Raw genomic sequence first — 23,207 nt, 5'->3', positions numbered from 1 at the left:
GACCTCCCGGTCTCCGGATCACCGAGACCGGGAGGTCCGCCGTGGCAGGGGAGAGCCCGCCCGGCCGAGGCGAAAGTCGTGATATTTCAAAACGGGATTCCACGGGAAATGGCGGATCGGGCCGGGCGATAAGCGAACCCGAAAACGGGGCAAACGCCATCCGAGCCTTGTCGGCGTGAACGATCAATACCTACTGTGGTATTCAACGGTATTCAACGGTCTGTTTTCATCGGGGTCCTGGAAAGGGCGGGGGCGGTGTGGCCGAGCCGATGGTGCCCAATCCCCGGCACGCGGAACTGAGACGCCTGCTGGCCGAGGCCGCGGACCGGGCCGAAGAGGTACGGCGGGCCTACCGGCCCTCCTCCGCGGCGATGCGGTCGGGGCGGGTCTGGACGGGGCCGACCGCCACCGCGTGGACCGCCGAGCTGGAGGCCAGGCACCGGCGGCTCGGACAGCTCGCCCAACGGGTGGTCGACGCGATCGAGGAGGAGCTGCGCCGCCAGCCCGCCACGGTGCCCGAGTCGCAGGCGAACGCCATGCGCCGGGAGGCGGCCGGCCGAACCTGACCGGCGCGGCCCGAGCTCCGGCCGGACGCCGAACCCGACCGGCGCGATCCGAGCCCTCGCCGGACACCGAACCCGACCGGCACGGCGCCAGCTCTCGCCGGACACCGGGCCGTCGCCGACCGGCTCGACCGGTCCCATCCGCCCGTCAACGATCGAAAAGGGGGAAGTCCCGGTGGCATCCAGTGACGAGTTCTGCGGCATCGACCCCGAGGGGATGGGAGGGCTGGCGTCCTCCCTGGGCGGCGCGGCCGACCGGCTGACCGCCCTCAGCCGGGAGCTCGACGGCAGACTGCGGCGGTACGGGATCAGCGCTCCGGAGCTGCGGGAGATCGCCGACATCGCGGGCTGGGGCGGCGAGCAGGTGTCCATGCTGCGCCGCCGGATCGACCTGATCAACGACCTGGGCGCGGGCGCCCCGGAGCCGGGCGGCACGGGAGGGGCCGGTGGCTCCTCGCTCGTCCGGCTCCCCGCCGACCTGGAGGCGCTGGAGGCCGCCCGGGGACTGGCGACCATGTACGGCAAGGACATCTTCGTCACCTTCGAAGGCGACTTCCAGGCCAAGCTGATCCACGAGCACGTCGACGAGATCGCCGCCCTGGCGAAGAACCCCCAGGCCGCCGCAGCCTTCTACGCTCTGCTGTCCCCACAGGTCCGCGACAGCCTGGCCAGCCGTATCGCGCGCACCGGCAGCAAGACCGCCAAGCAGGACCTGGCGGCCTTCAGCAAGGTTCTGGGCGCGGCTCTCCACGCTCCCGCCCTCGTCCCCGCATTCACCAAGGTCAAGGCCGACCTGGCGAAGCCGACCAATGACAAGGCCGCTGCCTGGAACCGTCTCGCCCTGCTCAAGGGGGCAGGCGCTCCGGCGGACGTCCGCAGCACGGTGGCCCGCGGCCTGGTCCTGGACGACTTCGCCAAGAATCCGGGCCAGGACCGCCGCGCCGCCGGAACCACCGATACGAAGGCGTACGGATACTCCGCCGACCTGGTCGCCATGTCGCTGGATCTCCTCGCCGGGGACGGCGCGGCCGTACGGGACGCGTTCGCGAAGATGGGCGGGACGGATCTGAAAATGAGCCAGGTCGACAAGATGAAACACCTCATCGGCTACGCCAAGGTGATCGACACCGGGGACGAGGTGGCGGCGGCCTTCGGCCGGGCCGTGAAGGCGGGCACCGAGGCGACGACCGAACAGGCAGGGCATCACAGCCCGGAGGCCGCGGCGTTCACCATGGACATGATGAGGGCGGCGGGCTCTTTCGGTGAGGACATGCCCGAGGCCGCCCGAGAATCCATGGTGGCCATCGCGAAGTCCTACATCCATGAAATGGCCTCGGGTGCCCGTTTCGACAAGGCCGTGGACCGCGCCTCCGGCATGAAGATCCCAGAGAACTGGATCACTCTTCCGGGGGTGACTCCGGCGTTCTATCTCAGCCCCGGTGACACCCATCGCTTCCTCAAGACCTTCGTCGGGGACGAACGGCTCACCGAGGACTTCGACACGGAAGCGGGCCGGTTCCGCCATGACACGTTGACAGCCGCAGCCCGTCTGGACGCACGTGGCACGACCAGATACTTCGAAGACACGGCGAGGATGTTCGGTGACCTCGCCGGAGTCGAGTTCAAAGCGACGCTGGATGTACGTGGCGAACTGGACGCCACCGACGACCTGATCCGAGACATCACAAAGAACACCATGGCTCTTGGAATCGACAAGATCCCCATCCCAGGAGCCGCCTGGACCCTGGCCAAGGCATACGGCATCAGCACTCTTCTGGACGGTTGGGCCGACAGCTTCGAGACCAGGGTCGAGAAAGCGACCGGGGCTCGATCGGACTTCGTCCTCCGCCAGAAGTACGACATGGCGTATATCCTCCACGAGGCTCGCTACCCCGCGAGTGATCCGCCGCCCGAACTTGTCAGCAAGAAGACTGGCCATCTAAAGACTTATGATGAGCTCTTCAACGAAGCCAAGAGAGAGGTCAGTAAAGACAAGACGTTGGAGCAAGCGCTCCGGACGAAGTTGGCCTCATACGAGCAGTGGATGGATCGCAATGACGGGTTCGACAAAAAAATTGAATACTCGTCGGCGTTCCTTGCCAGCGAGCAAGCCAAAGAACAAATAAGGGTATGGAACTAGCGCGGCCTTCATCGTGGCAGGCAGGTGGTCATGGCATACAGTCGCCACGTAGGGGGTTCAGGGGAAATATACACGATCACTGTGACCCCTGAACTCTTAGAACCCTGAACGAAGCGCCCCTCTTCTGCATTTTCCTGACTGGAATCAGAATTAACCTTGTAGCCAAGCCGCTGGGCTAGGACGTTCTCCATAACTGCCTGAGCCCGCCCAAGATGAGAGGTCAGAGGCTCGTCGGCTCGTTCATCGTCTGCCGTGGCTCGCAACACCCGCTTAAATTTCCCTTTATCGCATGGGATGTCTTTTTCTGGACGCTGCAACACTCGGAGTTTCATAAGTGGGTTCTTGAAGAGATCGTCGGTCTCCAGGCGGTGCGTATCCTTCTGCAGCTCGGCCGCCGCATCCTTCAGTGACGGCTCGGAGGCGCATCCCGAGGCCGCCATGGCCAGTGTCAAGCCGATGGCCAGCAGTCGGGTGATACGCATTCAGCACCTCCGGAGCGGCTGAGACCGGGACATCCCAATCTTCGCCCACTCCGCCCGGCTGCGCCACACCCTTCGGCCACCTATTTGTCAGCAGTGACCGTTTTGGATCGATCGGCCGATTTGAGGGCCAGACTCTTCGTGCCTTCGATGGCCGGAGAATCGCCCGTCACCGTGGCTTCACCCTCCGAAGCCTTCTGCCGTGAGGACAAACGCCCGGCAGTCTCCGCGGCATTGACTGACCGTTCCCTCCGTTCTATGGAGTGACGGAAGATTTTCTCTATAGTGCTATTGGGGTTCTAATTCCTGTGCTTAGAATGCCTCACCCACGGTCAGTCGATCAACAGATCATAAGACCATTTTAAAGCAGGCGATGACAGTGGCTGGCATGACCATGCCAGATCAATGTCGACAATCGAGGGATAGGTCCGTTTTTTCTAATTCGGGAGGAAGTGCGATGGACAACATGCCATCTCTGGACCCCGGCTCCCCGCGTGTGCGGTTCGGTGCCGAGATGCGGCGGCTGCGTGAGGCCGAGCAGCTCTCCCAGGCCGCCGTCGCAGCCCGCCTGGGCTGTACCCAGACCCAGATCAGCCGCCTGGAGGCGGCCACCCGCACTCCGTCGAGATCCGACGCCGAACGGCTGGACCAGCTCTTCAAGCCGTCCAACGCCTCGTCGTTCACCCGCATCTACCAAAGCATCGTCTCCCAGTCCCGCAGCCCGATCTGGTTCCGCGACTGGGCCGAGGAGATCGAGCCCACCGCCCTGGTCCTGCGCTCCTGGGACCCACTCCTGATGCCCGGCCTCCTCCAGACCGAGGCATACGCCCGCCACATCTTCAGCCAGGAACCGCACACCACTTCCGAGGAGATAGAGGAGCGGGTAAAGGATCGAATGGACCGGCAGAGAGTGCTGGATCGACAAGACTCCTTCTCCCTTCTCTTCCTCATCGACGCGGGTGTCCTCCGTCGGCAGGTAGGCGACGCGGAGGTGATGCGCGGTCAACTCGGCCATCTTCTCGATGCTGCAAAGAGGTCGAACATCTTCCTGCAAATAGTGGACCCGAAATGCCTTGTCGGGCTTCTCGGCGCATTCATGATCGCTGAGCTTCCGCATGGACAGCCGGATACCCTCCACGTGGACTCCTCAGCTGAAGGGCACGTCACGATGGACCCGGAATCCGTGGCAGCGACCTGGAAGCGCTATGAAACGATCCGGCTATGGGCCTACCCTGAGCACATGTCCCTCAAGATGATCGAGGATGCGAGGCGGGAATGGACCTGAGTAATGCTGTGTGGCAAAAGTCATCGCTTTCCGGCGGAAACGGTGGTCAGTGCGTCGAGGTGGCCGCCGACCTGCCCGGAGTGGTCGCGATCCGGGACAGCAAGGACCCCGACGGTCCCAAGCTGCTCTTCAGCCCCGCTGATTGGCGGGCCTTCGTCGGTGGAGTCAAGGCCGGGGAGTTCGATGTCTCGCGCTGAGCCGTACTCCGGTTCGGTCATCGTGTTCGAGGCGGAGCACGGACGGCCATCGACGGACGGCGGGTGGCTCGTGTTGATCGGTGGACGGGCCGCGAGCCGGTCGGGATGATCAGGAGCGGACGAGGCGGGCGACGGCGTCGGAGGCTTCCTTGATCTTGGCGTCGGCCTCGCCGCCGCCCTTGGCGATCGCTTCCGCGACGCAGTGCGCCATGTGCTCTTCGAGCAGTTCCAGGGCGAACGCCTGGAGCGCCCTGTTGGCGGCCGAGACCTGGGTGAGGATGTCGATGCAGTACTTGTCCTCGCCGACCATCCGCTGTAGTCCACGGACCTGTCCCTCGATCCGGCGCAGCCGCCTGAGGTGGTCTTCTTTGGCTTCCGTGTATCCGGCCATCTCCCCGCTCCCTGCTCTGAGGCCCGTCGCCCTACCTAACACCCCACCCCCCTACCGTATTTCGCGGGCCCGCCGTCGCTGGGGGCGGGCCCGCTCGTCGTCACTCTCACACCCGGGTGGGTGCCGCCTCGGCGTCCGCCGCGGGGGACCCGGCCGATGCGGGTCTCCGCATCAGCAGCAAGGTCAGTACGGCTCCCGACACCGCCACGACGGCCGCGCCGACGAAGGCGGCCTGGAATCCGTCGGTGAGCGCGGCCCGGCCGGTCGCTCCGGCGGTCGCCCCGCCGGTGGCGAGCGCGGTCATCACGGCCAGGCCGAGGGCCGAGCCGATCTGGTAGGTGGTGTTGACGATGCCGGACGCCAGCCCGCTCTCCTCGGGCCGCACGCCGGACATCGCCGACATCATCGCGGGAATGTAGGCCAGGGACATCCCCACCGCGGCGACCAGCGACGCGGGCAGCACGTCGGCGGCGAAACTTCCGTCCGCCCGGACCAGGGACAACCCGGCCACCCCCGCCGCGAGTACGGCGAGCCCGATGACGATCAGCGGCTTGGCGCCGAACCGGCCGAGCAGCCGGGCGGTGATCCCGATCATGAAGATCATGACGGCGACGGTCATGGGAAGCAGGGCTGCTCCGCTGGGGAAGGCGCTGTAGCCCAGGACTTGCTGCAGGTAGAGATTGAGGAAGTACCACATCGGGATCCAGGCCGCGCCCAGCAGCGCCATCGCCAGGTTGGCGATGGCCAGTCCGGGGGTGCGCCAGATCGCCGGTGGCATGAGCGGCTCCCGGACCGCGCGCTGCACGAGCAGGAACAGCGCGAGCAGCGCGACCGCCCCCGCCAGTTCCAGCAGCGTCGTGGCAGATCCCCAGCCCTGTTCCGGAGCCCGCACGATGGCGAACACGGCCAGGGCGATCCCGGCGGTGACGGCCAGGCCGCCGAGCACGTCCACCGAGCCGCGCCTGCCGGCGACCGCGGGCAGCAGGGCCGGTACGGCCAGCAGAGTGGCGACGCCGATCGGGATGTAGAGGATGAAGACCCACGGCCAGCTCAGATACTCGGTGACGACCCCGCCGAGGAACACTCCGGCGGTGCCTCCGGCCGGCGCGGCGGCGCCGTACAGCGCCATGGCCCTGCCGAGTTCGCGCGGGTCGTGCCCGAAGAGCATCATGAGCAGGGTCATCGAGGCCGGAGCGATGAGGGCGCCACCGGCGCCCTGCACGCCCCGGCCGAGGATCTCCATCCACGGGCCCTGCGCCGCGGCGGCGACGACCGAGCCGGCGATCAGGACCAGCCAGCCGGCGGTGAAGACCCTGCGGGCGCCGAACAGGTCGGACAGGCGTCCGCCGAGCAGCAGCAGGCCGCCGAAGGCGATGACGTAGGCGTTGAAAACCCACTGCAGGGCGTCCGCCGTGAAGCCGAGGTCGCGCTGGATGTCGGGTAGAGCGACCCCGATGATCGAGGTGTCCATGATGACCATGAACTGCGCGGTGGCGAGCACGACCAGTGCCCGCCATCTGCGCGGATTGACGGCGTTCATGCCGCACTCCTGTTCTTCGCATCCGCCTCGCGGTGGGAGGATGCGGTAGGGGTCGGGTGTGATGTCGAGTCGGGCCGATCCCGCAGGTGGGCGTGCATGCCAGTGCACGCCCACCGCCTTCTTCCGGGACCCGCCCCTAGGGCCGGCTCGCCAGCGCGTAGCCCGCCTGTTCCACCGCGGCCCGGATCTCCTCGTCGGCGAATCCCGAGCCGCTGACGGTGACCGCGCCGGTAGGGAGATCGACGGCGACGCCGGTGACGCCGCCGACCTTGCCGATCTCCCCGGAGACCGACGAGACGCAGTGTCCGCAGGTCATTCCGCTCACCGAATAGACCTTGCCGTCCGCCGCGCCCGTCTCAGCGGGCGCCTCGGTCCGCACCTGCTCAGTGCCGCACGCACACGCAGTGCACATGTCCGTCCTCCTTCTCGTTTACCCATGGGGGGTATGTCGAGCGAGACTGTAACATACCCCCACAGGGTTTATCTTCCCGGCTGCGCCTCCGGAGGGGCCGGATGAGGGCCTTCCGCCGGTTCCCGCCCCGCCGCCCCGCCTCCCGGGGTGGCGGCTCGAACCTGAGGCCGGCCGGACGGGTCTCCGCGGGAGTCGGGCGGGTCGAAGACGGGTCCCTGTGGGAGCCGGGCGGATCTCTGCGGGAACGGGGCGGGTCGAGGGCAGGTGTCTGCGGGAGCGGGGCGGGTCGAGGACGTGTTGCGGGGGTTATGTCGCCCCGACCCTCCATGATCATTTTTTGGTGCTCTGACCTGGCTTTATATCCATTCGATTATTGATCCGGCGATCATGCGAATATTGGACATCGGCTGATCCGTTCTGATGTGCTCGCAGCTCCGTAGTCATCGAGACCGAAGGACATGGCATGCGACCCCTGCACACCCGGCGTTTCCCCGCGGCACTGAAGGCCGCCGCGCTGACCGTCTCCGTCCTGGCGGGTGGCGCGGTCCACGGCCCGGCCGCAGCCACGGCGGCCGTCCAGACCCCCGCGGCGGCCGTTCACGCGCCGGTGGCGCAGGTCCGGCACGACCGGCAGGCGGTCGCGCCGTCCGGTCAGGCCGAGGCCGGGCGCCGGCTGCGCGCGCTGGAGGCGTCGTTCGACGGCCGGATCGGCGTCTACGCCGTCGACACGGCCACCGGCAAGAAGATCACTCACCGGGCCGGTGAGCGTTTCCCGCTGCTGTCCACTTTCAAGGCGGTGGCCGCCGCCGCGGTGCTGGACAAGGCCCGTACGACCGAGCCCGGGCTGATGGAGAAGGTCGTCCACTGGACGCAGGACGAGGTGAAGGAGAACTCGCCGGTTACCGAGCACCACGTGGAGGACGGACTGACCGTCGCCGAGCTGTGCGACGCGGCCATCACCGAGAGCGACAACACGGCCGGCAACATGCTGCTGAAGCAGATCGGGGGCCCGGCCGGCCTCACCCGGTACTTCCGCACCCTCAAGGACCCGGTCTCCCGCCTGGACCGCTGGGAGACCGAGCTGAACATCTGGAACCCCAAGGAGAAGCGGGACACCACCACCCCGGCGGCCATCGCGGCCGACCTGCGCGAGCTGACGTTCGGTGACGCGCTGAACGCCAAGGACCGGGCGCGGCTCAACGGGTGGCTGCGCGCGAACAAGACCGGTGACAAGCGCATCCGCGCCGGGCTGCCCAAGACCTGGACCGTCGGTGACAAGACCGGCGCGAGCTCGTACCACGGTGCGACGAACGACATCGCCGTCGTCTGGCCGGAGAACGCCAAGGCCCCGCTGGTCATGGCGATCTACACCACCCACCGGGCCGCCAAGGCGCCCAACGAGAACCAGGCCATCGCCGACACCGCGACCATCGTCGCCCAGGCCCTCGGCAAGCTCCCCAGGAGCTGACCCGGGCCGCCCGGGGCCTCCGCCGCTTCCCGGGTTCCGGCCCCGGCCGTAGACCGCCCGGCCGCCTCCGCCGCTTTCCGGCCCCGGCCGCGGACCGCCCGGCGGCCCGCGGAGCCCCAGGTCCCGGCCGGGCCGGCCGGGCCGACCGGCCATCCGGCGGCCTCCGCCGCGTTCGGCCCGTCACCGTCGGCTCTGTGGAAATGCTCTGCTTTATGTAGTGTTCATACGGTTATTTGATGACTTACGTATAGGACACCAAGTGAGCGTTTCCGCGGCCTATGTGACATTCGCTGACCCGGACGGGATCGACGACGAGAAGGAGGTCGTCCTCGCGGCCTGGGCCGCGGCCGGGATCGGCGGGCGGGCCGTGCGCTGGGACGACCCCGAGGCGGACTGGGCCGGCTTCGACGCCGCCGTGGTCCGTTCCGCCTGGGACTACATCGACCGGCGCGAGGAGTTCCTCGGCTGGGCCGGCCGCGTCGAGCGGGTCACCCGGCTGCTCAATCCGGCCGCCGTGCTGGAGCGCAACACCGACAAGACCTACATGCGGGACCTGGACGCGCCGTTCATCCCGACCTGCTGGGTCGGACCGGGTGAGACGCCCGACCTGCCGGTCCTGGACGAGTACGTGGTCAAACCCGCCGTCTCGGCCGGGGCGCGCGACACGATCAGGACCCGTGACCGCGGCAAGGCCGAGGCGCACGCAGCCCGGCTCGCCGCCGAGGGCCGGACCGTGATGGTCCAGCCGTACCTGGACATGGTGGAGACCGAGGGGGAGACCTCGCTGGTGTACCTCGGCGGCCGGTTCAGCCACGCCGTACGGCGCAGCGCGGCGCTGACCGCCGGGGCCGCCACGGAGCGGCAGAACAGCCGGGCCGAGCTGCGCGACCCCGCGGCCGATCAGGTGGCGCTGGCCGAGCGGGTGCTCGGCGAGCTGCCGGACCTGCTCTACGCCCGCGTCGACATGGTGCGCACGGCCGACGGGACCCCGGTCCTCATCGAGCTGGAGCTGACCGAGCCCTACCTGTTCCTGCGTTACGCGCCCGGCGCCGCCGAACGCCTCGCCCGAGCCCTCGCCGAGGCCGTCTGAACCGCCGCACCGCCCGGAAGGGGAACCGATACGGCGTGCGCCCCGGCGCAGTGGGGCGCACGCCGTACGGGGCTCGTCCCGGCGTCGTCACCGCCTCGGCGGCGCACGGCCGGAGGGGCCGCCTTCGGAGCGCTGCGGCTCGATCGGCTCACCGCCCCGCCGGCGCGCGGCCGGAGGCGGCTCAGCCGTGGGCGGTGATCCCGCCGTCCACCGGGATGACCGTCCCGGTGAGGTAGGCCCCCGCCCGCGAGGCGAGGAAGATCGCGGTCCCGGCCATGTCCTCGGGGGTGCCGATCCGGCCGAGCGGTACGTGCGACTCGACGGCCGAGCGGGTCGCCGGGTCGTTGAGCGCGAACGCCATCATCTTCGACTCGAACGGTCCGGGCGCGATGGCGTTGACCGTGATCGAGTCCGCGGCGAGTCGCTGGGACAGGTGCCGGGTCAGCATGTGGACGGCCGCCTTGGTCGCCGAGTAGGCGTAGGTCTCCATGGCCGGGACGCGGATGCCGTCCACGGACCCGACGTTGATCACCCTGGCCGGGTCCCCGGGGCTCGCGGCGGCGCGCAGCAGCGGCAGGAATCGCCGGGTGAGGCCGAACACGCCCTTGACGTTGATCCCCCAGAGCTTGTCGAAGGCCGCCTCGGGATACTCCTCAAGGGGCGCGCCCCAGGCGGCCCCGGCGTTGTTGACCAGCACGTCCAGCCGTGACTCTCGTGCCGAGACCGCCTCCGCGAGCGCGGCGGCGCCGTCCTCGGTGGACAGGTCGGCCGGTACGGCGACGCAGCCCAGCTCGGCGGCGGTCCTCTCCACCTCGGCGGCCTTGCGCGAGGAGATGTAGACGGTGGCCCCGGCCCGGACGAAACCGGTCGCGATCATGCGTCCGATGCCCCGGGAGCCGCCGGTGACGACGACCGTCTTGCCTTCCACGGAGAACAGAGTCATGTTCTGCAGCATGCCGTACCGGCGGCTTCACCGTCCACGCGGTCCCGCCGGGCCTCCCGGGCGGCGAGAAGGGCGCGGGTCGCGCGCCGCCTCCCACGGTCGCCGGTGCGCCGTCAAGACCCGTCTCACCGGAGCCCCGGGCCGTGACTGAAAAGAAATATCACGCCAGGAAACGAGAGTGAAACAATCTTCCACCATTCGTTGACACGCGCCGTCCCTATGGTGTGGCTTCTTCTACAACGATTCACCGGTTCGAAGGTGGGACAGAAACGATGACCAGATTGGGCGGGCGCCTGGCGGCGCTGGGCGTGGCGCTGGTAGTGGCCACACTCCCCGCTGCGCAAGGGCAGGCGCAGACACAGGCCACGCAGGCGCAGGCCGTACAGCAGAAGGCTCCCGCAGCCGGAAAGAAGATCGTCCGCATCGGCGCGACGCAGGCCGTCGACTCGATGAGCCCGTTCCTGGCGGTCCGGCTGGTCTCCTCGTCGGTCCACCGGTGGATCTACAGCTACCTGACGGTCCCCGACCCCAAGACCCTCCAGCCAAGCCCCGATCTGGCCGAGTCGTGGGAGACCTCCGACGACAAGCTGACGTGGACCTTCAAGATCCGCGACACCAAGTGGTCCGACGGTCAGCCGGTCACCGCGCAGGACGTCGCGTGGACGTTCAACACGATCATGACGAACGACGCGGCCAAGCAGGGCAACGGCCCGGTCGTGGAGAACTACGAGAGCGTCACCGCCACCGACGACCGGACCCTGGTCATCAAGACCAAGAAGCCGCAGGCGTCGATGCTGGACAACCCCATCCCGATCGTGCCCAAGCACGTCTGGGAGAAGGCCGGCGACCCCGGCAAGTTCCAGAACGACCAGTACCCGATCGTCGGCTCCGGCCCCTTCATCGCGGTCGAGCACAAGAAGGACGCCTACGTCCGGCTTGAGGCCAACCCGAACTACTGGCAGGGCAAGCCCAAGATCGACGAGCTGGACGTCGTCTTCTACGAGAACCCCGAGGCCGCGATCACCGGCCTGAAGAAGGGCGACATCGACCTCATCGGCCGCCTCGACGCCCCGCAGTACGAGGCGCTCAAGGGCGACCCGAACATCGTGCAGTGGAACGGCAACGGCCGCCGGGCCGCCTACCTCCAGATCAACCACGGCGCCACCACGATCGACGACAAGCCCGTCGGCGACGGCCACCCCGCGCTGAAGGACCAGAAGGTCCGCCAGGCCATCCACTACGCGATCGACAAGAAGGCCCTGGTCGACCAGGTGCAGAACGGCCTGGCCGTGCCCGCCGACGGGTCGATCATCCCGCCGATGTACAAGGACTTCTTCTGGCAGGCCGAGGGCGACGAGAAGGTCACCTTCGACATCGCCAAGGCCAACCAGATCCTCGACGACGCCGGATACAAGAAGGGCCCGGACGGCGTCCGGACCATGCCCGACGGCAAGCGCAAGCTGGAGATGCGCTTCAGCATCCACACCGACGCCCCCGTCGAGGACAAGCTCGCCCAGTACCTCACCGGGTGGCTCAAGCAGATCGGCATCACGCTGACCACCAAGAAGCTCGACTCGACGAAGTTCACCGAGGAGACCGGCTACACCGGCCTGTTCGACATCGCCATCAGCGGCTGGTCGGTCAACCCCGACCCCGAGGAGATCCTCGCCACCCACCTGTGCAGCCGCAGGCCCACGGCCAGCGGCGACGGCGGCGGCACCGAGTCGTTCTACTGCAACCCCGACTACGAGAAGCTCTACCAGGAGCAGCTCAGCGAGCTCGACCGCGCCAAGCGCGCCGAGGTCATCAAGAAGATGGAGAAGCAGCTCTACACCGACGCCCCGGTGATCGCCCTCTACTACCAGAACGACCTGGAGGGCTACCGCAAGGACCGGATCTCCAGCATCACACCGATGCCGGAGGACAAGGGCATCTTCTACGGCGCCAGCGGCCACTGGCCGATCTACTCGCTGGACGCCCCGGCCCCCGCGGCCGCGGGCTCCGCCGGTGACGGCGGCTCCAGCACCGGCCCCATCATCGGCGGCGTCGTGGCCGTCGTGGTCCTCGGCGCCCTGGGCTTCTTCCTGGCCCGCCGCCGCCGTTCCGTCACCGACGACCGCGAGTAGCGTCTCGATGACCGCACCTCTCGACACGGAGCCCGCCGCCGCGACCGCGGCGGCGGGCCCCGCCATGGAAGAGCGCGGCGCCCATCGGGGGGTGCTGCGCTACGCGCTGACGAAAACCGGCGGGGCCCTGCTCAGCATCGGCATGGTCATCGTCGCGACGTTCTTCCTGTTCCGGCTGATCCCCGGCGACCCCGCGCTCGCCTACACGCGCGACGTGCCGCTCAGCCCGGACCAGCTCGACCTGCTGCGCCGCCAGATGGGCCTGGACAAGCCCCTGATGCAGCAGTTCGCCGACTTCGTGCTGCGGACCGTGCGCCTGGACTTCGGCACCTCCTACGAGTACCGCCGGCCGGTCCTCGACCTCATCGGCGAGCGGCTGGGCCCCACGCTGGTGCTGGTCGGCACCGGCCTGGTCATCGCGGTCAGCCTGGGCCTGTGGCAGGGCACCCGGGCGGCGTGGAAGCACGGAAGCCGGTTCGACCGGATGTCCACCGGCGTCTCGCTCGTGCTGTGGTCGGTGCCGACGTTCTGGCTCGGCCTGCTGCTGCTGATGGTCTTCGCCGCCGGCATCGGCCCGATCCCGGGGATCTTCCCCACCCGCGGCATGGAGGGCGTGGACGCGCCCGACGGCCTGGCCTACATCCCGCACGTCGCCCTGCACCTGGTGCTGCCGTGCCTGACCCTGGTCGCCGTGGTCTACGCCCAGTACCTGCTGGTCATGCGGTCCTCGCTGCTGGACGAGATCGGCCAGGACTACGTGACCACCGCCCGCGCCAAGGGCCTGCGCGACGACCAGGTGCGCCGCCGGCACGCGGTGCCCAACGCGCTGCTGCCGACCATCACGCTGGTGTTCATCCACATCGGCTTCGTCGTCGGCGGCGCGGTGTCGGTGGAGACCGTCTTCTCCTGGCCGGGACTGGGTCTGCTGTTCTACGAGGCCATCAAGGGTCCTGATTTCGCCGTCATGCAGGGGACGTTCATCGTGGTGTGCACCGCCGTGATCATCATGAACACGCTGGCCGACGTGGCCTACCACGTCCTGGACCCGAGGGTGAGGTCGGCGTGAGCACTCCGAACACCACGGGACCGGGGAGCACCGGGAACCCGGACGGCGCCGGAAACGCGACCGGCGCGGGGGACAGGGGCGGCGCCGCCGGCTCCGTCAGCGCCGCGAGCCTCGCCCGGACCCGCCGCAGGCTCGCGCTGGCACGTTTCTGGCGCGAGTACCGCCGCCAGCGCGCCGGGCTGTACGGCGCGGTGATCCTCGTCGTGGCCGTCGCCCTGGCCCTCCTCACCCCGCTGCTCACCGACTCCACCGGGCTGGACGTCACCCAGGCGACCGGCGCGAAGATGGCGGCCCCGAGCCTCGCGTTCCCGTTCGGCACCGACGAGTCGGGCCGGTCGGTCCTGCTGATGGTGCTGTGGGGCTCGCGGATCTCGCTGCTCGTCGGCTTCCTCGCGGCCCTGCTCAGCATGGTCATCGGCACGGTGGTCGGCATCGCGGCCGGTCACTTCCGCGGCTGGACCTCCGCCGTGCTGATGCGGATCACCGACTGGTTCCTGGTCCTGCCCTCGCTGGTGCTGGCCCTGGTGCTCGCGGCCATCCTCGGCGGCAGCACCGCCACGATCATCCTGGCGATCGGCGTGACGTCCTGGGCGTCCACGGCCCGGCTGATCAGGGCGCAGACGCTGTCGGTGGAGGCCAGGCCGTACATCGAGCGGTCCCGGGCGCTGGGCGCGGGGCACTGGCACATCATGACCCGGCACGTGCTGCCGAACGTCGCCCCGCTGGTGCTGGCCAACACCACCCTCCAGGTGGCCAGCGCCATCGTCGCCGAGTCGACGCTGGCCTTCCTCGGCGCCGACTCCGGCCAGGTGTCGTGGGGCGGCCTGCTGCGCGGCTCCTACGACTGGGGCGCCGCCACCGCCGGCGCCTGGTGGTACATCCTCGCGCCGGGCCTGTGCATCGTCGCGGTCGTGATGGCGTTCACGCTGTGCGGCCGGGCGCTGGAGGCCGTACTCAACCCACGCCTGCGGGGGGTTTCCCGATGAGCCTGCTTCAGCTTCGCGACGTCTCGGTGACCTATCGGGTCGCCTCCGGCGAGGTGCCGGCCGTACGGGGGGTCTCCCTGGACCTCGAGGCCGGTCAGGCGCTCGGCGTCGCAGGGGAGTCGGGGTCGGGCAAGTCGACGCTGGCCATGGCCCTGCTGCGGCTGCTGCCCCGCGACGCCCGGGTGACCGGCGAGGTCCTGCTCGACGGCGAGGACGTCCTCGCCATGAAGTGGGGACGGCTGCGCGCGGTCCGCTGGGCGTCGGCGTCGGTCGTCTTCCAGGGGGCGCAGCACGCTCTGAACCCGGTGCGCCGCATCGAGGAGCAGATCGCCGAGCCGCTGCTGGTGCACGGCAAGGCCACCGCCGCCCAGGCCCGGCGCAGGGTCGCCGAGCTGCTGGAGCAGGTCGGCCTGCCCGCCTGGCGGGGCCGCAACTACCCGCACGAGCTGTCGGGCGGGCAGCGCCAGCGCGTGATGATCGCCATGGCGCTGGCCTGCTCGCCGCGCCTGATCATCGCGGACGAGCCGACGACCGCGCTGGACGTGATGATCCAGGCACAGGTGCTGACGCTGATCCGCTCGCTCATCGCCGAGCACGGCATCAGCATGATCATGATCTCGCACGACCTGTCGGTCCTGGCCTCCATGTGCGATCGCCTGGCGGTCATGTACGCCGGTCAGGTGGTGGAGCACGGCCCCTCGCGGGAGGTGTTCGCCGACGCGCGCCACCCCTACAGCCGCGCCCTGTCGGCCGCCTTCCCCACGGTCGGCGACCCCGCCTCCCGGCTGGCGCCCCGCGGCCTGGCCGGCGACCCGCCCGACCCCATGCACCTGCCGTCCGGCTGCTCCTTCCACCCGCGCTGCGACGTCGCCCTGCCCTCCTGCGCGTCGCGGCCGATCGAGCTGTGGCCGGCCGGGGAGGGGCGCCGGGCCGCGTGCGTGCACGTCCTGCCGGACCCGGCGCTGCCGGGGGATCTCCCGGGCCACAAGGACGTCCCGGGCGTCTCCGGGGACCTCCCGGAAGGCGCCGAGGATGATGTTCCGGTCATGCGACCGGCGAAGGAGGTCCGGTGAACGGGCGAAGCGACGGTACGGACGTCGAGGCCCCCCTGCTGGAGGCCCGTGACCTGCGCGTGGAGTTCAGCGCGCGCGGACGGCGCGCCCGCGCGGTGGACGGGGTCAACCTCGCCGTCGGCCGGCGGGAGATCGTCGCCCTGGTCGGCGAGTCCGGCTGCGGCAAGACGACGCTGGCACGCACCCTGCTCGGGCTGGAGCGCCCCACCGCGGGCGAGGTCCGCTACGACGGCGCCCCGCTGAACTACTCCTCGCGTGCGCTGAAGGCCTACCGGCGCGAGGTGCAGCTGGTGCTCCAGGACCCGATGGGGTCGCTCAACCCCCGGCACACCGTCTACGAGGCGGTGGCCGAGGGGCCGCGCATCCACGGCATGGCCGACGAGCACGAACGGGTCGTCTCGGCGCTGTCCCGGGCCGGGCTGCGCCCGCCGGAGCGCTTCCTGCAGTCCTACCCGCACGAGCTGTCCGGCGGCCAGCGGCAGCGCGTCGTCATCGCCGGGGCGCTGGCCCTCGACCCCGGGGTGCTGATCGCCGACGAGCCGGTGGCCTCGCTGGACGCCTCGGTGCGCGGGGAGATCCTCGCCCTGCTGCTGCGGCTGCGCGACGAGCTGGGCCTGTCGGCGCTGGTCGTCACCCACGACCTCGGGCTGGCCTGGAACATCGCCGACCGCGTCGCGGTGATGTATCTCGGCCGGATCGTCGAGTCCGGGCCCGTCGAGCAGATCCTGACCTCGCCGTCGCACCCCTACACCCAGGCGCTGCTGTCGGTGCTGCCGGAGTCGCCCGAGCCCGTGGTGCTGGGCGGCGAGCCGCCGGACCCGACCCGCATCCCCGGCGGCTGCCGCTTCCATCCGCGCTGCCAGGTCCTCGCCTCCGGCGCGGCGGCCGAGGCGGGGGTGGACGGGCGGTGCAGGTCGCAGCTCCTGGACATCCTGCCCGCCGCGCCGTCGTCGGCGGAGACCCATGTGGCCTGCCACTACGCGGAGGCGACCGCCCCGGCCCGCTCCTGACGCCCGGCGCGGACACCGGTGCCGGACCCGGCGGATCCCCACGGCCCCGCCCCGGTCCGCTCCTGACGCCCGCGTCCTTCCGTGCCCCGCCGGGACATACACCGGCTCCCGGCGGGCACGTCCTCCCCGTACGAAGAGGAGGGGAGCACATGTCACAGCCAGAGGAGAACAGGTCGCTCGCCGACCGGCGGGACGATCCCGAGGCATATGCGGAGCCCGACATCGCGGGCGAGTTCACCACGTCGGAGACCGATCCGGCGGGCCAGCCCGAGTCCGACCCCGACGAGCACGTCTACGGGGAGGCCGAGGGCTACGAGAGGCCGACCGAGGCCTGATGTCTCAGCCGGCCGCGGCCCCGGGGCCGCGGCCGGGCAGCGACAGCAGCCGGTCGACCAGGGCGACGGCGTGCCCCACGTCCGCGGGCCCGCCGAAGAAGATCATGTGGAAGTACAGCGGCGCCTGGACGACCTCCATCAGTTCCAGCAGTGCGGGTGGGTCCTCCCCGCGCGCGGCGGCCCGGTCGAGCATCGCCTGGAGTTGCACGGCGCGTTCCAGCAGGTAGGGGTCGGGCTCCCCGGCGTCCTCGGCGCGGTTGCCGAGCATGGCGGCCCGCACGTAGACCGGGCCCAGCGGACCGGCCAGGTCGGCCGCCATCCGGGTGGCGTACGCCTCCAGGTCACCGCGGAGCGTGCCGGTGTCCGGGACGGGGGAGGAGCGGGTGAGCCGCTCGGTCACCGCGTCGTCGATCAGTGAGCCGAGCGTGCCCCAGCGGCGGTAGATCGTGGCCTGGTGGACGCCGGACCGTTCGGCCACCTGGGTTACGGACAGATCATCCCAGTCCTTCTCGAGCAGCAGGTCGAGGACGGCCTCGTGCACTGCCGCGCGGACCTTGGCGCTGCGGCCTCCCGGCCGGTGGGCGGGGCGATGTTCTGGCATGGCCCAATGTTAACGCGAATCCCATTGCGTTAGCAGTCCGCTCCCGCTACCTTAAAGCGAAATAACTCGCTTTAAGTGAAGGGGATCCGGTGCGTCCACTGGTCTTCGAGAAGGACCCGTCGTTCTGGTACGAGACGTTGCGGGTCCTGGGCCACATCGCCTACGGCGGCGCCGACTTCGGCGAGGTGGCCGTCACCGTGGAACGCGTGGCCGAAGGCGACCGCGACGGCTGGCACGACGCGTGGCGGGCGACGGCCGACCGGGTCGCCGCCGAGGCCCGCCGGAGCCACGCGGCCGGCCACCGGGTCAGCGCCCACGACGCCTTCCTGCGTGCCTCCACCTACCACCGCTCGGCCGGGTTCTTCCTGCACGGCGACACCGCCGGCCCGCACGGAGACTCCGCCGGTCCGCGCGCCGACGCCGCCCACGACGAGGCCGTCGCCTGCTTCCGGGCCGCCGCCGAGCTGTCCGACCTCGACATCCGTCCCGTCGAGATCCCCTACGGGAGCACCACCCTGCCCGGCTACCTCTACCGGGCGGGCGACGGGCCGGGCCCGGTCGTCGTGATGCACAACGGCTTCGACGGAAGCGCCGAGGAGATGCACTTCTTCGCCGCCGAGGCCATGGTCCGGCGCGGCTACCACGTACTGACCTTCGACGGACCCGGCCAGCCGGGGCCGATGCGTCGCGAGGGCCTCGTCTTCCGCCCCGACTGGGAGAACGTCGTCGGACCCGTGCTGGACTTCCTGCTCGACCGGCCCGCGGGGGAGGCGATCGCCGACCCCGGCCGTGTCGCGCTGCTGGGCGCGAGCATGGGGGGCCTGCTGGCGCCCCGCGCGGCCGCCTTCGAACCGAGGATCGCCGCGCTGATCGCGTTCGACGGCGTCTACGACATGGGCTGGAAGGTCACCGCCGTCTTCGACGGCGACCGGGAGGCCGCGCGGGCCGCTCTCGCCCTGCCCGAGGCGGACGACGCCATGGCCGCGCTCATGGCCGCCGACCCGGTCACCCGGTGGGTGGTCGTCCACGGCATGCGGGTCATGGGCGCGTCCACGCCGCGCGGCTACGCCGCCGCCCTGCTCGACTACCACCTGCGTGACGGCGTCGCCGAGCGGATCACCTGCCCCACCCTCGTCTGCTCGGCCGCGGGGGACTTCGCCTTCGCCGGCCAGCCCGAGGCACTGTACGAACACCTGACCTGCGACAAGACCTTCGCCGAGTTCACCGCCGAGGAGGGGGCCGACGCGCACTGCCAGTCAGGGGCGCAGCGGCTCGCCATGGCGCGCATCGGCGACTGGCTGGACACCACCTTCGGGAGCATGAGATGAACCGTTCGATCGTCGGCGTGGTGCTGTGGGACGTCGTCCCCGTGATCGCCGCCTACTACGTCCTCCGCGCCGTGGGCGTCGGCGAGTACGCCGCCATGCTCGCCGCGACCGCGGTCGGGTTCCTCCGCGTCGGCTACGTCGCGATCCGGGAACGCAGGTTCGATGGCTTCGCCGCTTTCGTGACCGTCGTCTTCGGCGTCGGGATCGCCCTGTCCCTCCTCACCGGCGACGAGAGGACGCTGATGGCGACGAAGTCCCTCACGACCTGCGTCGCCGGGCTCATCTTCCTCGGCACCTGCGTCGCCGGCCGTCCGGCAGCCTTCGCCGTGGCCAAGCGCTTCGGCGCCGAGGACGAGGAGACCGCCCGGCGTTGGGACGTCCTCTACGCCGCCGAGCCCTCCTTCCGCCGGGTCTACCTGGTCATGACGCTCGTCTGGGGAGCGGTCCTGCTGGCCGAGTCGGCCGCCCGGATCCCGCTGGTCTACCTGCTGCCCGTCGACGTCATGGCCGGGCTGTCGTCGCTCCTGCTCATCGCCACCATCGCGCTGCTCGGCGTCTGGAGCGCCTGGTACGGCGGACGCGGCGAGCGGCTGGCGACGGCCCTCCGGGAGCGGGACGGGCGCAGGGAGCCCACGGGCGCGTGAGGCGGGCGGCGCGGCGGGTCCGCCGCGCCGCCCTCGACGCGGACCGGCGCCGGTGACGGGCCCGCCCCCCGGCGGCCGGGCCTGCCGCGCCGGCGGCCACCGGATTCCGGGCCGCCGACGGGACCGGCCCGGCGGCTCCCGTCAGAGGCCGGGAAGACGGCCGTTGCGGAAGAGGTCCACGAAGAGCTGGTGGTCGGCCCTGGCCCGCGCGCCGTAGGCGTGCGCGAAGCCGGTGAGCATGGCGGTGAAACCGGCGGCGTCGCCGCCGATGACCTCGACGATCGCGTCCTCGGTGGAGAAGTCGACCAGGTCGTGGCTGGACTCGTCGTCGGCCACCGAGTGCATGCGGGCCACCGCCCGGCCCAGGTCCCCGATCACCGAGGCGAGGTCCTCGGGCTCGTTGACGTCGCCCCAGTCGAGGTCGGCGGAGTAGGGGGACACCTCGGCCACGAGCTGGCCCACGCCGTTCAGCGTGGTGTGGCCGAGCCAGGGGTCGGCGTACGCCTGCAGCGCCCGCTGCGACTCGGCCGTACGGTGGCCCTGGTCCCTGAAGTAGCCGCTCACCCGTTCGTCGGCGATGTACCGGGCGACCGCCGGGACCTGCGCCTGCTTCATGTAGAGGATCACATCGTTCTCCAGGGCCTGGGTGTGGCCCTCCAGCAGCATGTTGTACGACGGCAGCCCCGCCGAGCCGATGCCGACGCCCGTGCGGAGCGCGAAGTCCTTGATCCTGTGCTCCACCGGCGAGACCGAGGGCTGCGAGGGCAACGTGGTGAGGTACTCGCGGAAGGCCGCCTCCACCGCCTGCCGGGTCTCCTCGTCGATGGGACGGCGGCCGTCCATCACGGCGAACCTGCGGTCGAAGTCCTCGACCGTGGTCTCGGCGTCCAGCAGCGCCACCCGCGTGTTCAGCCGGGCGAGCTGCAGCACCCGGTGGAGCACGCCGGTGGTGGTCTCCAGGGTCAGCGAGCCGATCGCGTCGTCCCCGCCCACGGAGACGGCGGTCAGCTCGGCCAGGTAGGCGTGGGCGAAACCGGTCACCAGGCCGGTGATCGCCTCGTCCGACAGGGCCTTGGCGTACCCGATGAGCGCGACGCTGGCCGCGAACCGCTTGAGGTCCCAGACGTAGGGGCCGACGTACGCCTCGTCGAAGTCGTTGACGTTGAAGACCAGGACGCCCGAGGCGTTCATGTAGGTCCCGAAGTTCTCGGCGTGCAGGTCGCCGTGGATCCACACCCGCCTCGTCCGCTCGTCGAGGAACGCGTCGTCGGCGAACGCGCCCGTCATGTCCGCGTAGAACAGGGCCGCGCTGCCGCGGTAGAAGGCGAAGGGGGTGGCGGCCATCTTCCGGAACTTGCGCCGGAAGGCGGCGGGGTCGCGTCCCATGGCGTCACCGAACTCGGTGACCAGCACGTCGAGGATGTGGGCCGAGCGCCCATCGTCGGTCATGACCCGCACGCTAGAGGCAACCGGGAAACCCCGTCGAGGCGGGGTGCCGCGATCCGGCCGGAGACCGGGCGGCGGCGGGGCCGGCCGGATCCGGCGTCCTCGTCCCCTCTCGTTCCCGGCGGGCCTCGTCATGCTCGACGTCACGCTCGATGAGCCCCGCCGGACCGGGTGAGGGCCCGGCGCGCATGCGGCGGGCCAGCGCGGGGAACGACGCCGGAGACGGCGTCGGAGTCGTTCCGGTCTCCCCCCGGTGACGAGGGGATGGTGTGACCATGAGGATCGCGGGAGCCCGCGTGCTGATCACCGGCGCGTCGTCCGGCATCGGGGCCGCGACCGCGCGGGCCATGGCGGCGGCCGGGGCCCGCCTGGTACTGACCGGCCGCGACCCCGCCAGGCTGGACGCCGTCGCCGCCGGGACCGGCGGGCGGGCGCTGGCCGGCGACCTCGTGACGGACGCCGCGGACCTGGCCCGGCGCGCCGGCCCGGTGGACGTCCTGGTCGCAAACGCCGGCGCCGGGTGGGCCGGGCCGCTGGAGGCGATGCCGGACGACGCCATCGAGCGCCTGGTGGCGGGCAACCTGACCGCCCCCATCCGGCTGACCCGCCTGCTGCTGCCCGCCATGGTGGAACGCGGGCGGGGACACGTCGTCTTCGTCGCGTCGATCGCCGGGGCGGTCGGCGTGCCGGGGGAGGCGGTGTACGCGGCGACCAAGGCCGGCCTCCTCTGCTTCGCCGAGAGCCTCCGGTACGAGCTGCGCGGGGTGGGCGTGTCGGTCGTGCTGCCCGGCGTGGTGGCCACCCCGTTCTTCGAGCGGCGCGGCGCGCCGTACACCCGCCGGTGGCCGGCGCCGATCCCCGCCGAGCGGGTCGCCAGGGCGATCGTCGCGGCCGTCGAGCGCGGCCGTACCGAGTCGTACGTCCCCGGCTGGCTGCGCTTCCCGGCCCGGCTGCGGGGCGCGGCCCCCGGTCCCTTCCGGGTGCTCGCCGGACTGTCCGCGCAGCGGTGACCGCCGCCGGTGAGGCGGTGCGCGCCACCTCCCGTGCGGCGACAAGCCCGCTGACGTCCCGGGGCCGGTTCAGGCCTCGCGCAGCGCGCGCAGCGACTCCCGCAGGGAGGACAGCGTGGCGAAGACGGCCGTCGGCTCGTACCCGCAGTGGGCCATGCAGTTGGCGCACCGGGGGTCGCGGCCCCGGCCGTAGGAGTCCCAGTCGGTCTCCTCCACCAGCTCCCGGTAGGTCGCCGCGTAGCCGTCGGACATCAGGTAGCAGGGCCGCTGCCAGCCGAACACCGAGTAGGACGGGATGGCCCACGCCGTGCACGGGAAGTCGGCCCTGCCCTCCAGGAAGTCCAGGAACAGGGGCGTGTGGTTGAACCTCCACCGCCGCCGGTTCCCGCCGGAGAACGCCTTGCGGAACAGCTCCCGCGTCTCCCGCACGCCGAGGAAGCGGTCCTGGTCGGGCGCCCTCTCGTACGCGTAGCCGGGGGAGATCATCATCTGGTCGACCTGAAGCTCGTCGTTGAGGTAGTCGAGCACCTCGATGACGGTCTGCGGGCTGTCGGTGTTGAAGAAGGTGGTGTTCGTGGTGACCCGGAAGCCGCGCCGCCGGCACTCCCGGACCGCGGCGACGGCCGCGTCGAACACCCCCTCCTTGCACACCGACTCGTCGTGACGTTCGCGCAGGCCGTCCAGGTGGACCGTCCAGGCGAAGTACGGCGAGGGCTCGAACTCGTCGATCTTCCGCGGGATCAGCAGCGCGTTGGTGCACAGGAACACGTACTTCTTCCGGGAGACCAGCTCCCTGACGAGTTCCCCGATGCGGGGGTGCATCAGCGGCTCCCCGCCCGCGATCGACACCATGGGCGCGCCGCACTCCTCGGCGGCCGCCACGGCCCGCGCGACGTCCATGCGCTGCTTCAGCACCCCCGCGGGATGCTGGATCTTCCCGCAGCCCGAGCAGGCCAGGTTGCACGCGAACAGCGGTTCCAGCTCCAGCAGGAGCGGGAACCTCCTCCGCCCGCGAAGCCGCTGACCGAGGATGTAGCCGCCGATTCGCAGGCACTGGCGCACTGGCATCGCCAT

At 70.5% G+C, this 23,207-nt stretch carries 23 protein-coding genes; 15 read left to right on the top strand and 8 right to left on the bottom strand.

The genetic code is table 11. The annotated features are described in order from the left end of the window. Positions 1-257 precede the first annotated feature (257 nt). Positions 258-566 (top strand): hypothetical protein, encoded by a 309-nt coding sequence (locus ACFYSC_RS03800; RefSeq protein WP_389956112.1) that lies wholly within the window; start codon positions 258-260, stop codon positions 564-566. A 172-nt stretch (positions 567-738) separates the two neighbouring features. Beyond that, positions 739-2,703 carry a hypothetical protein gene (locus tag ACFYSC_RS03795; protein ID WP_389956109.1) on the top strand — a complete coding sequence of 655 codons (1,965 nt, stop codon included), beginning with the start codon at positions 739-741 and terminating at the stop codon, positions 2,701-2,703. Positions 2,704-2,711: 8 nt separating this feature from the next. On the opposite strand, the gene ACFYSC_RS03790 is transcribed toward ACFYSC_RS03795, so the two are convergent. Then, on the bottom strand, positions 2,712-3,185 hold the full coding sequence (locus tag ACFYSC_RS03790; protein WP_389956106.1) for a hypothetical protein: 474 nt from the start codon (positions 3,183-3,185) through the stop codon (positions 2,712-2,714). Between the two features lie 454 nt (positions 3,186-3,639). Here ACFYSC_RS03790 and ACFYSC_RS03785 point away from each other — a divergent pair, with 454 nt between their 5' ends. Together ACFYSC_RS03785 and ACFYSC_RS03780 are read left to right on the top strand one after the other, a co-directional pair. Next, positions 3,640-4,467 (top strand): Scr1 family TA system antitoxin-like transcriptional regulator, encoded by an 828-nt coding sequence (locus ACFYSC_RS03785; protein ID WP_389956103.1) that lies wholly within the window; start codon positions 3,640-3,642, stop codon positions 4,465-4,467. Next, positions 4,458-4,664 carry a DUF397 domain-containing protein gene (locus ACFYSC_RS03780; protein WP_389956100.1) on the top strand — a complete coding sequence of 69 codons (207 nt, stop codon included), beginning with the start codon at positions 4,458-4,460 and terminating at the stop codon, positions 4,662-4,664. Before ACFYSC_RS03785 ends, ACFYSC_RS03780 begins: the two co-directional genes overlap by 10 nt. Positions 4,665-4,773: 109 nt before the next feature. Here the strand turns inward: ACFYSC_RS03780 and ACFYSC_RS03775 are convergent, their stop codons facing one another. From ACFYSC_RS03775 to ACFYSC_RS03765, 3 genes are all read right to left on the bottom strand, one after another. Beyond that, entirely contained in the window at positions 4,774-5,055 is a 282-nt protein-coding gene (locus tag ACFYSC_RS03775) for a metal-sensitive transcriptional regulator (protein WP_389956097.1), read from the bottom strand. A 106-nt stretch (positions 5,056-5,161) separates the two neighbouring features. Then, positions 5,162-6,595 carry an MFS transporter gene (locus ACFYSC_RS03770; protein ID WP_389956095.1) on the bottom strand — a complete coding sequence of 478 codons (1,434 nt, stop codon included), beginning with the start codon at positions 6,593-6,595 and terminating at the stop codon, positions 5,162-5,164. Between the two features lie 136 nt (positions 6,596-6,731). Then, on the bottom strand, positions 6,732-7,007 hold the full coding sequence (locus ACFYSC_RS03765) for a heavy-metal-associated domain-containing protein (protein WP_389956092.1): 276 nt from the start codon (positions 7,005-7,007) through the stop codon (positions 6,732-6,734). 463 nt (positions 7,008-7,470) lie between these two features. Here ACFYSC_RS03765 and bla point away from each other — a divergent pair, with 463 nt between their 5' ends. Both bla and ACFYSC_RS03755 read left to right on the top strand, forming a co-directional pair. After that, positions 7,471-8,475, top strand: coding sequence for a class A beta-lactamase (bla, locus tag ACFYSC_RS03760; RefSeq protein ID WP_389956088.1), 1,005 nt, complete (start codon positions 7,471-7,473; stop codon positions 8,473-8,475). Between the two features lie 280 nt (positions 8,476-8,755). Further along, on the top strand, positions 8,756-9,565 hold the full coding sequence (locus ACFYSC_RS03755; protein WP_389956085.1) for a RimK family alpha-L-glutamate ligase: 810 nt from the start codon (positions 8,756-8,758) through the stop codon (positions 9,563-9,565). Between the two features lie 181 nt (positions 9,566-9,746). On the opposite strand, the gene ACFYSC_RS03750 is transcribed toward ACFYSC_RS03755, so the two are convergent. After that, positions 9,747-10,508, bottom strand: coding sequence for an SDR family oxidoreductase (locus ACFYSC_RS03750; protein ID WP_389956082.1), 762 nt, complete (start codon positions 10,506-10,508; stop codon positions 9,747-9,749). Positions 10,509-10,780: 272 nt separating this feature from the next. Between ACFYSC_RS03750 and ACFYSC_RS03745 the strand changes: the two genes are divergently transcribed. The 6 genes from ACFYSC_RS03745 (at position 10,781) to ACFYSC_RS03720 (ending at position 17,104) form a co-directional block, all read left to right on the top strand. Then, positions 10,781-12,634, top strand: coding sequence for an ABC transporter substrate-binding protein (locus ACFYSC_RS03745; RefSeq protein ID WP_389956079.1), 1,854 nt, complete (start codon positions 10,781-10,783; stop codon positions 12,632-12,634). Positions 12,635-12,641: 7 nt separating this feature from the next. After that, positions 12,642-13,700, top strand: coding sequence for an ABC transporter permease (locus ACFYSC_RS03740; RefSeq protein ID WP_389956077.1), 1,059 nt, complete (start codon positions 12,642-12,644; stop codon positions 13,698-13,700). A gap of 137 nt (positions 13,701-13,837) precedes the next feature. Beyond that, entirely contained in the window at positions 13,838-14,686 is an 849-nt protein-coding gene (locus tag ACFYSC_RS03735) for an ABC transporter permease (RefSeq protein ID WP_389956347.1), read from the top strand. Beyond that, on the top strand, positions 14,683-15,759 hold the full coding sequence (locus tag ACFYSC_RS03730; protein ID WP_389956074.1) for an ABC transporter ATP-binding protein: 1,077 nt from the start codon (positions 14,683-14,685) through the stop codon (positions 15,757-15,759). Before ACFYSC_RS03735 ends, ACFYSC_RS03730 begins: the two co-directional genes overlap by 4 nt. Next, positions 15,756-16,769, top strand: coding sequence for an ABC transporter ATP-binding protein (locus ACFYSC_RS03725; RefSeq protein WP_389956071.1), 1,014 nt, complete (start codon positions 15,756-15,758; stop codon positions 16,767-16,769). The genes ACFYSC_RS03730 and ACFYSC_RS03725 overlap by 4 nt, the downstream gene beginning before the upstream one ends. Before the next feature lie 149 nt (positions 16,770-16,918). Then, positions 16,919-17,104, top strand: coding sequence for a hypothetical protein (locus tag ACFYSC_RS03720; RefSeq protein WP_389956069.1), 186 nt, complete (start codon positions 16,919-16,921; stop codon positions 17,102-17,104). A gap of 4 nt (positions 17,105-17,108) precedes the next feature. Here ACFYSC_RS03720 and ACFYSC_RS03715 read toward each other — a convergent pair whose 3' ends face one another. Continuing rightward, positions 17,109-17,705: a TetR-like C-terminal domain-containing protein gene (locus ACFYSC_RS03715; protein WP_389956066.1), complete on the bottom strand. Its 597-nt coding sequence runs from the start codon at positions 17,703-17,705 to the stop codon at positions 17,109-17,111. Between the two features lie 89 nt (positions 17,706-17,794). On the opposite strand from ACFYSC_RS03715, the gene ACFYSC_RS03710 reads away from it, so the two are divergent. Continuing rightward, positions 17,795-19,033 carry an alpha/beta hydrolase gene (locus ACFYSC_RS03710; protein WP_389956063.1) on the top strand — a complete coding sequence of 413 codons (1,239 nt, stop codon included), beginning with the start codon at positions 17,795-17,797 and terminating at the stop codon, positions 19,031-19,033. Next, positions 19,030-19,677, top strand: a complete 648-nt coding sequence (locus ACFYSC_RS03705) for a VC0807 family protein (protein WP_389956061.1) — start codon at positions 19,030-19,032, stop codon at positions 19,675-19,677. Before ACFYSC_RS03710 ends, ACFYSC_RS03705 begins: the two co-directional genes overlap by 4 nt. Before the next feature lie 141 nt (positions 19,678-19,818). Here the strand turns inward: ACFYSC_RS03705 and ACFYSC_RS03700 are convergent, their stop codons facing one another. Further along, positions 19,819-21,126, bottom strand: a complete 1,308-nt coding sequence (locus ACFYSC_RS03700; RefSeq protein WP_389956059.1) for a DUF2252 domain-containing protein — start codon at positions 21,124-21,126, stop codon at positions 19,819-19,821. Between the two features lie 272 nt (positions 21,127-21,398). On the opposite strand from ACFYSC_RS03700, the gene ACFYSC_RS03695 reads away from it, so the two are divergent. Then, positions 21,399-22,133, top strand: coding sequence for an SDR family NAD(P)-dependent oxidoreductase (locus ACFYSC_RS03695; RefSeq protein WP_389956057.1), 735 nt, complete (start codon positions 21,399-21,401; stop codon positions 22,131-22,133). Between the two features lie 69 nt (positions 22,134-22,202). Here ACFYSC_RS03695 and hpnH read toward each other — a convergent pair whose 3' ends face one another. Further along, on the bottom strand, positions 22,203-23,207 hold the full coding sequence (hpnH, locus tag ACFYSC_RS03690) for an adenosyl-hopene transferase HpnH (RefSeq protein WP_389956054.1): 1,005 nt from the start codon (positions 23,205-23,207) through the stop codon (positions 22,203-22,205).

The sequence above is a fragment of the Streptosporangium sp. NPDC004379 genome (assembly GCF_042873875.1).
Taxonomy (GTDB): domain Bacteria; phylum Actinomycetota; class Actinomycetes; order Streptosporangiales; family Streptosporangiaceae; genus Streptosporangium.
This window is presented reverse-complemented; position numbering and strand designations above follow the sequence as displayed.